The sequence below is a fragment of the Bacteroides xylanisolvens XB1A genome (assembly GCF_000210075.1).
Lineage (GTDB): Bacteria > Bacteroidota > Bacteroidia > Bacteroidales > Bacteroidaceae > Bacteroides > Bacteroides xylanisolvens.
Map to the genome: position 1 here is coordinate 1024437 of NC_021017.1, position 6543 is coordinate 1030979.

The 6543-nt window shown below is 42.7% G+C and carries 3 protein-coding genes, 2 tRNA genes and 1 pseudogene; 4 read left to right on the forward strand and 2 right to left on the reverse strand.

Annotated features, from left to right (window positions below):
- Positions 1–32: 32 nt before the first annotated feature.
- Together BXY_RS04355 and BXY_RS04360 are read right to left on the reverse strand one after the other, a co-directional pair.
- Positions 33–1698, reverse strand: a pseudogene (locus BXY_RS04355) (putative transporter).
- 370 nt (positions 1699–2068) lie between these two features.
- A complete protein-coding gene (locus BXY_RS04360) occupies positions 2069–2515 on the reverse strand; it encodes a hypothetical protein (protein WP_008644218.1) in 447 nt (148 codons plus the stop codon).
- 213 nt (positions 2516–2728) lie between these two features.
- On the opposite strand from BXY_RS04360, the gene BXY_RS04365 reads away from it, so the two are divergent.
- The 4 genes from BXY_RS04365 to BXY_RS04380 all read left to right on the forward strand — a co-directional run bounded on the left by BXY_RS04365 (position 2729) and on the right by BXY_RS04380 (position 6360).
- A complete protein-coding gene (locus BXY_RS04365) occupies positions 2729–4303 on the forward strand; it encodes an AAA family ATPase (RefSeq protein WP_032842191.1) in 1575 nt (524 codons plus the stop codon).
- A complete protein-coding gene (locus tag BXY_RS04370) occupies positions 4278–5705 on the forward strand; it encodes a vWA domain-containing protein (protein WP_015531276.1) in 1428 nt (475 codons plus the stop codon). The genes BXY_RS04365 and BXY_RS04370 overlap by 26 nt, the downstream gene beginning before the upstream one ends.
- Before the next feature lie 429 nt (positions 5706–6134).
- Positions 6135–6221: transfer RNA gene (locus tag BXY_RS04375), tRNA-Ser, on the forward strand.
- 67 nt (positions 6222–6288) lie between these two features.
- A tRNA-Glu gene (locus BXY_RS04380) sits at positions 6289–6360 on the forward strand.
- Positions 6361–6543 lie beyond the last annotated feature (183 nt).

The following is a 6543-nucleotide window of genomic DNA, read 5'->3' on the forward strand; positions in this document are numbered from 1 at the left end:
GTTACTAATTACGATTCAGCAATGTACCATTCTCAATTTAACAAGAACATCAACAACACTTGGGCGATAATTACCCGCAGGAACATACATAGCGGATAAACAGTCGCATAGGCTACGGATGGGTTGTCGCCGGGGATTGTATCGTTTACATAGTTCAGTGCCATCGGATTTGCCATACTTCCGCACAACATACCGGATACAGAACCGAAATCGATCTTCATCATCTTGAAGGCCACGAATCCAACCAACACTGTTGGAATGATAGTCAATCCGGCTCCCAAACCAATCCATAATAAGCCTTCCGGACGGAATACGGTATCGAAAAAGTGAGCTCCGGCATCCAGTCCCAGACAAGCAAGGTACATGGAAAGTCCCAAGGCACGCAACATCAGGTTCGCACTACGGGTGGTATAGGTAATCATGTGTATCCGTGGTCCAAAAGTCCCCAGAAGGATACCGACAATGATCGGTCCGCCCGCTAATCCCAACTTCACAGGAGTACTGACACCCGGAAAAGAGAAAGGAATAGCCCCCAGTGCCAAACCAAGCACGATACCGATAAATATAACAACCAGATTGGGCTCTTTCAAGCTTTTCACGGCATTTCCCAATACTTTCTCCACATTCTGGATAGCAGCAGCCTCGCCCACCACTGTCAGGCGGTCGCCCAACTGAAGTATCAATCCTGGAGTAGCAAGCAGTTGCACCCCCGACCGGTAAACACGGCTGATATTAATTCCGTAATGGTTTCTCAACCGGAGTGCACCGAGTTTCTTACCATTCAGTTCGGGACGGGTGACAACGATACGCTGCGAGATCAATTCGCTGTCAATCGCATTCCAGTCAATGTCCTCTTTATTCCAATCCGTATTTTCCTGTTCACCAAAAAGCACTGTCAGGGCCAAAGCGTCTTTTTCCGCAGTTACCACCAGCAGACGGTCACCTTCTTTCAGAATTTTGTCTGAAGTCGGAATACTGACATGTCCGTCACGCCACAAACGGGATATGACAAACTTCGGGTAACTCATACGAGCTATATCCTTGATACTTTTATTGAAAATAGCAGGATTGTGTACTTGAAACGCTGCAATATAAGTTTTGTTCGCATCGTCTTTCTCTTTTATCTCCAAGTCTTCTTTGCGGACCAATACTTTACGGATTAATAAAACGGCAAGAATTACGCCGACTACTCCCATCGGATAGGCCACCGCACATCCTAAAGCAGGCGTACTGCTGTTTATTCCCATCTGTTTCAGAGTTTGTTGCGCAGCTCCCAATGCCGGAGTGTTTGTCGTTGCTCCACAAAGGATGCCCACCATATCAGGAAGAGAGACACCCGTTGCATAACTAGCCACCACCGTCAACAACGTTCCCAGCAGAACGACTCCCAACGCCAACATATTCAGCGTTACCCCGCCTTTACGGAAAGAGCTAAAAAAAACCGGGACCGACTTGTAGCCCGAGGGAATAAACGAAAATGACCAGTCCGAAACTTTCTGCGTAGTTTAACATCTGCGGATCGACCGAAAGCCCGAAATGGCCGGCCAGGATACCCGCAAAAAAAACAAAAGTGACTCCTAGGGAAACTCCCCAGAAATGCACTCTTCCCAAGCCCAAACCAATGGCAGAAATCAGTGAAAGTACCACAACAGCCTGTAAGGCAGAATGTTCGATGAATAGACTATATAACCACTCCATGTATATAAAAACTAATAGGGCGCAAAGATAAAAACTATTTAGTCCGGTTCAAAACTTTTAAGCTTTCATTTCGCGCCCCAATTATACCCTGATTCATATATCCTGAAATCTTATTGATTACCCTTTTACACTGTTACCTGTTATTTTGTTTCTAATATCTGTTATATTTCTATCTTAACAATCTTATCCTTTCTCTTTTTACCCGCATCTTGTTATCCTTCCAAAGATGCTTTTTTACCTGTTTCTTCCTTACGCTTACCTATCTCTTTATCTTTTTCTAATTTCTTTATCTCTCCTAATTTCTTAACCTTTTCTTATTTCTTCCTGCTTCACGTTTCTTCCTGCTTTACGCTTCATCTTGCTTTACGTCTCATCTTTTCCCTTGAAACTCCACAAAGTTATTTCGTCCGTCCAGATAACCGCTCAATCTGTTTCCACCGATATATACATCATCCAGGTATGAAACATCATTCGGTCCGTATGACATACGAATGGAAGTCTGTGCATAATTTTCCCAACTCCAACGGAAATTATATTCATATTGATCGACTGTTCCATTAGGATATTCCACCCGTATATAGTCGATTCCGGTACGGTCTAAAAAGAAATCCAGTTCCTGACGGCAATAGTTACCGTCCATGTCGCGGTAGAAACTAACCCAGGTACGGCTACATAAATCAGCCGAACGGTTATAGTACCCTGCACCATTATTATCATCATCATAGAAACTGTCTATTTCCACTTCGCAAGAGGTAAAACTTACCATCAATATAGCCATCAACGCCAAACCGAAGTATTTAAATGTGCTCGTTTTCATATTCCTTTATTTTTAATGGTTCTCTAATTATTATATATCATTTATCTTTCGATAGAACAAAAGTAGAGAATGAATTTTCCCCATGAAACTGAAAACTCCTACTTATCAGGAGGAAATTGCCTAAATCTAGGAGTAAATCCCTCCGGCGAAGTCTATTTCAAAGAATTCTTGTATCTTTGCCTCTTGCTAACAACACATGAAATTATCCGTCGCATGAAGTCTATCAAATCACATATCACCCAATTATTGAAGTCTCTCAATGAGGGAGTATTCGAAAAAGAGCATACCATCGCACTGTCTCTGCTATCCGCCATGGCAGGGGAAAGTATCTTTCTGCTGGGCCCTCCGGGAGTAGCTAAAAGTTTGGTAGCACGCAGGCTCAAACTGGCATTTAAAGACGCAGATGCTTTTGAGTATCTGATGTCCCGCTTCAGTACACCGGACGAAATATTCGGCCCCGTCTCCATTTCAAAATTGAAGGATGAAGATACGTACGAACGCATCACAAAAGGATACCTGCCGACAGCATCAATTGTCTTTCTGGATGAAATATGGAAGGCCGGCCCTGCTATCCAAAATTCCCTTTTGACGGTAATCAATGAAAAGATATACCGCAACGGACAATTTACGGTGCGTGTACCCCTGAAAGCATTAATTGCCGCTTCCAACGAACTGCCGGCAAAAGGTGAAGGACTGGAAGCCTTATACGACCGTTTCCTGATCCGTCAGTTTGTCGGATGTATCGAACAGGAATATGCGTTCGATCAGATGATTTCTTCTACGCGGGAAATAGAACCTGAAATCCCTGAAAAGCTCCAGGTGAACGATGAATTATACAACCAGATACAAGCTGAAAGCGAAAAAGTAGGTATTCACTATACCATCTTCGAGCTGATTCACAATATCAAACGAGAAATTGAACAATACAACACAGGACGGGATGAAAACACCCCTCCTATCTATGTATCCGACCGCCGCTGGAAGAAAATAGTAGGTCTGCTCCGCACATCAGCCTATCTGAATGAATCTCCGGGAATTCATTTCTCCGACTGCCTGTTGATGAGCGCCTGCCTATGGGATGAAATTTCGCAGCTCCCCATTATCGAAGAAATTGTAGAACAGTCGATAGCACGGGGCATCAATACCTATCTGTTAGGAGAAAAACGGCTGGAACAAAAACTGGACACACTGAAAGAAAACATGAAGTCCGAACACAGCCTGCGTGAACTTAGCGATCCGGGAATTCAGGTCGTAGACACCTTCTATCATCGCATAGAAGGTTATCACATTGCCGGAAATCTACTCATTTTTGCTTCCGATTACCAGTCTTTGAAGAAAGACAGCAACCGGCTGTTTTATATCCAGCAGGATAAATTCCGTCCGGTCAACAAAATCCTGAAAGCCTACGATTTTGTAAAGAACAGAAATATCGCGCAAAAGAATATCTATTCCCTCCGAAAAGGAAGACGGTCTGTTTTCGTCAACAATCAGGAATATCCGTTACTATGTTATGACAATTGTGATCCTTTGCCTGCACAACAGGATGGCAACACTCCGTTCGAATTTACATTGCAGGAAGTGATCGACTTGCTGCATCAAATGGAAGTGGAATATAAAACAATCTCCGAGCGGGAAACAGCATATACAAAGGAGCATCTTTTCTTAAGCTCATCGCAAAAAAGCAAGATCAAACGAATTTTAGGAGAGACTGCACATATCATAGAGAATTACCGGAACGAACTCCGCATCATCGCTCACGCCCATGAACAAGAGAACAGAGAGTATTAGGCTCAAACACCTGCAAGACATTTATTATGAGAAATTGCAGGGAATAGCCTACGATGTGTACGACGAACAACTGCACAACCTGATTATCCGTCCCGAAGAACTGGATGCGGACATTCACCGGTATTTTCGTCACACGCAACCCTCCCTGCAAGATTTCTACTCCCACTACGCGTCGCAATGGGAATACTTTCATGAAATGAATGAAGCATCCGACACCAAGTTTCTCCAATTCCTAAAAAACAGCGCCTACCCGTTCTCGATGAAATATCACCTGGTAGACCTCAACGTAAAATACTACCTCCAGCGTTTTGACGCAATCAGCCCGCGCTCTAAAGAATGGAAAGCGTTGCGGACTCTCTTCTTCGACAAATGGCACACACTGCTCTCGAACAACGAGTTCAACTATCAGATGGAACATATCGAGCGGCTTTGTGATGATTTCTACCGTCTTCAGCTATCACTTGCCAAAAATCTTCCGGTACGTGGCGGCTCACGCCTCGTCTGGTTACTCCGCAACCATAAACAGATAGCAGAACAGATTTTAGAATACGAAGAAACGATCAAACGAAATCCCGTTATCCGTGAACTGGTAGAAATCTTGGGCAAGAAACACCAAAGCAGCCGGAAACGTTTCAAAATGACTGCCGGTATTCATCGGGAACAAATTATATCTCATGCCACCCGAAGCGATATTACAGGTATTTGCGAAGGAAACGACTTAAACAGCCTTCTTCCCTTGGAATATTGTTATCTGGCCGAAAAAAGTCTGCAACCCATTTTCTTTGAGCGTTTCATTGAGAAGAGATTGCAAGTCATCGACTATCAATCACACGAAAAGCAAACCATCAACGACAAGAAAACAATAGGGAACGAAGTTTCCGAAGAAGCCGAAGGCCCTTTCATTGTTTGTCTGGACACTTCCGGTTCCATGGCAGGCGAACGGGAAAGAATCGCGAAATCCACCCTACTTGCCATTGCCGAACTGACGGAAGTGCAACATCGAAAATGTTACGTCATCCTGTTTTCCGATGATATCGAGTGCATTGAAATCACAGACTTAGGCAGCAGTTTCGATCGCCTGGTCGATTTCTTATGCCAATCCTTTCATGGCGGAACCGATATGGAACCTGTTATCACACATGCTTTGCGAAAGATCAGCGAAGAAGGATATATGGAAGCGGACATTATCACCGTATCGGACTTTGAGATGCGTCCTGTCGATCAACTACTATCCCGAACCATCGAACACGCAAAAGCGAAACAGACAAAGATGTACGCTATTTCTTTAGGTGGCAAGAGTGCCGAGACCAGCTATCTGAAATTATGTGATAAATATTGGGAATATAGCATTCAAAACGCCGAAAGTCTTAATAAAAATAGAATCGAGGAATCAAATATTTAATCAATGTTATAAAACATCTCTTTTTTCTTGTTTTATTTGCAAAGTTGACAGAAGTCCGTATATTTGTACTGTGTTTTTCATAGTATTAGATTTAAGGTTAACAAAAAGATTGGCTGTCTGGGATAGATAGCCTTTTTTTATGTCCTTTTCTTACGTCAAATATACCGTCACTATCCCATCCGGATGTTTACCCTATCCCATGAAGATACCGTCACTATAATAAGCGGATAGCGTCAATATGTTTCAAGTTCCCATTCCATCGATAAAAATTAAAAGCTTTCGAAAAAAAATTCTTCCGTTTAACATTTGAAACATAGCAGGTTATCTCATTTTACAAAAAATAGGTAAAAAAAATCTTGCTAAAAGATTTGCGTAGTCCAAAAGTTCCCCCTATATTTGCACCGCATTTGAGAGAGAATGCGGGTTCAAGGAAGTTTGGGTGAGTGGCTGAAACCACCAGTTTGCTAAACTGACGTACTCGTAAGGGTACCGGGGGTTCGAATCCCCCAGCTTCCGCAAAAAATCTCAATATAAAAAAGAGCTAAGTTTTAAAGACTTGGCTCTTTTTAATCTATCAAACTCCGGTGGGTTCGTCTAACGGTTAGGACACATGCCTCTCACGCATGTAATACGAGTTCGATTCTCGTACCCACTACTATCTGATTATCAGCCTCTTACTAGCAAGTAAGAGGCTTTTTTATTGCCCTATATCTATATCAAAGTATCGTTTTTAGGCGTTATAAAGAAGTATTTTCAAAAGAAAAATGCAAATTTAATGCAAATATTCATCTTGAATTATTATCGTGCTATCCCATTAATGTACCTACCTATAAAGAAA

What these genes read in the sequence shown, in the direction of transcription:
- BXY_RS04360 (WP_008644218.1), bottom strand. Translation starts at nt 2,515, where the DNA reads ATGAAAACGAGCACATTTAAATACTTCGGTTTGGCGTTGATGGCTATA.
- BXY_RS04365 (WP_032842191.1), top strand. Translation starts at nt 2,729, where the DNA reads ATGAAGTCTATCAAATCACATATCACCCAATTATTGAAGTCTCTCAAT.
- BXY_RS04370 (WP_015531276.1), top strand. Translation starts at nt 4,278, where the DNA reads ATGAACAAGAGAACAGAGAGTATTAGGCTCAAACACCTGCAAGACATT.